Source organism: Streptomyces hygroscopicus (genome assembly GCF_026168105.1).
Classification (GTDB): domain Bacteria; phylum Actinomycetota; class Actinomycetes; order Streptomycetales; family Streptomycetaceae; genus Streptomyces; species Streptomyces hygroscopicus_D.
Window position 1 is genome coordinate 1 of the sequence record NZ_LBMW01000138.1, and the last position, 1,747, is coordinate 1,747.

General features: G+C 67.1%; 2 protein-coding genes. Both read left to right on the forward strand.

Going from position 1 to position 1,747, the window contains the following annotated elements:
* Positions 1–1,515, forward strand: a 1,515-nt coding sequence (locus AAW14_RS39240; protein ID WP_265569243.1) for an alpha-1,4-glucan--maltose-1-phosphate maltosyltransferase, incomplete at its 5' end; no start/stop codon positions are given.
* On the forward strand, positions 1,512–1,747 hold a 236-nt coding region (locus tag AAW14_RS39245), incomplete at its 3' end, for an alpha-amylase family glycosyl hydrolase (RefSeq protein WP_265569244.1). The genes AAW14_RS39240 and AAW14_RS39245, both read left to right, overlap by 4 nt.

The following is a 1,747-nucleotide window of genomic DNA, read 5'->3' on the forward strand; positions in this document are numbered from 1 at the left end:
CGTCTGGCGGGGGCGTTGACTCCGGAGGTGGACGGGGTTCTGGCGCGGTTTCCGTTGCGTGAGCTGGTGACGTCGTCGCAGGCGTTGCCGTTGCTGGTGGAGCGGGAGCGGGCGTTGTTCGGGTCGTGGTACGAGTTCTTCCCGCGGTCGGAGGGGACGGCCGGGCGGCCGCACGGCACGTTCCGTACGGCGGCGCGGCGGCTTGCGGCGATCGCGGGGATGGGTTTCGACGTGGTGTATCTGCCGCCGGTTCATCCGATCGGGACGACGTTCCGCAAGGGTCCCAACAACGCTCTGTCGGCGGGGCCGGGGGATGTGGGGGTGCCGTGGGCGATCGGTTCGCCGGAGGGCGGGCATGATGCGGTGCACCCGGAGCTGGGGACGGTGGAGGATTTCGTCTGGTTCGTGGGGCGGGCGCGGGAGTTGGGGCTGGAGGTGGCGCTGGATTTCGCGTTGCAGTGTTCTCCGGATCATCCGTGGGTGCAGAAGCATCCGGAGTGGTTCAGGCACCGGGCGGACGGGTCGATCGCGTATGCGGAGAATCCGCCGAAGAAGTACCAGGACATCTATCCGGTCTTCTTCGATGGGGACATGGATGGTCTGGTGGCGGAAACGCTGCGGGTGCTGCGGGTGTGGATGGGGTGGGGGGTGCGGATCTTCCGGGTGGACAATCCGCATACGAAGCCGGTGGTGTTCTGGGAGCGGGTGCTCGGGGAGATCGGGCGGTCGGATCCGGATGTGATCTTCCTGGCGGAGGCGTTCACGCGGCCGGCGATGATGCGGGCGCTGGCGGCGGTGGGGTTCCAGCAGTCGTACACGTATTTCACGTGGCGGAATACGAAGCGGGAGCTGACGGAGTATCTGGAGGAGTTGTCGGGGGAGGCGGCGGCGTACATGCGGCCGAACTTCTTTGTGAACACGCCGGACATCCTGCATGCGTATCTGCAGCACGGGGGCCGGCCGGCGTTCGAGGTGCGGGCGGTGCTGGCGGCGACGCTGTCGCCGACGTGGGGGGTGTACTCGGGGTACGAGCTGTGCGAGAACGTGCCGTTGCGGGAGGGCAGTGAGGAGTATCTGGACTCCGAGAAGTACCAACTGCGGCCCCGGGACTGGGAAGCGGCCGAACGCGAGGGCCGTAGCATCGCGCCCCTGATCACGAGGCTGAACGCGATCCGCCGGGCCAGCCCGGCACTTCGGCAGCTGCGGGACCTGCACTTCCACCAGGCCGACAAGGAAGAAGTGATCGTCTACTCGAAGCACTCGGGCTCGAACACGGTTTTGGTGGTCGCCAACCTGGATCCTCACCACACCCAGGAGGCGACGGTCTCGTTGGACATGCCGCGGCTCGGCCTGGACTGGCACGAGTCGGTGCCGGTGCGTGACGAGCTCACCGGTGTCACCTACCACTGGGGCAGGACCAACTATGTGCGTCTTTCGCCGGGCGAGGGCCCCGCGCACGTGCTGACCGTCCTGCGACCGTCCTCACTGCAGATCGGAGGGTCACCCACACGATGATCGTCAACGAGCCCGTCCCGGACACTTTCGAGGACACTCCCGCCGCGGACCGCGACCCGGAGTGGTTCAAGCGCGCCGTCTTCTACGAGGTCCTGGTCAGGTCCTTCCAGGACAGCAACGGCGACGGCGTGGGTGACCTGAAGGGACTGACCGCCAAGCTGGACTATCTGCAGTGGCTGGGCGTGGACTGCCTGTGGCTGCCGCCGTTCTTCAAGTCCCCGCTGCGCGACGG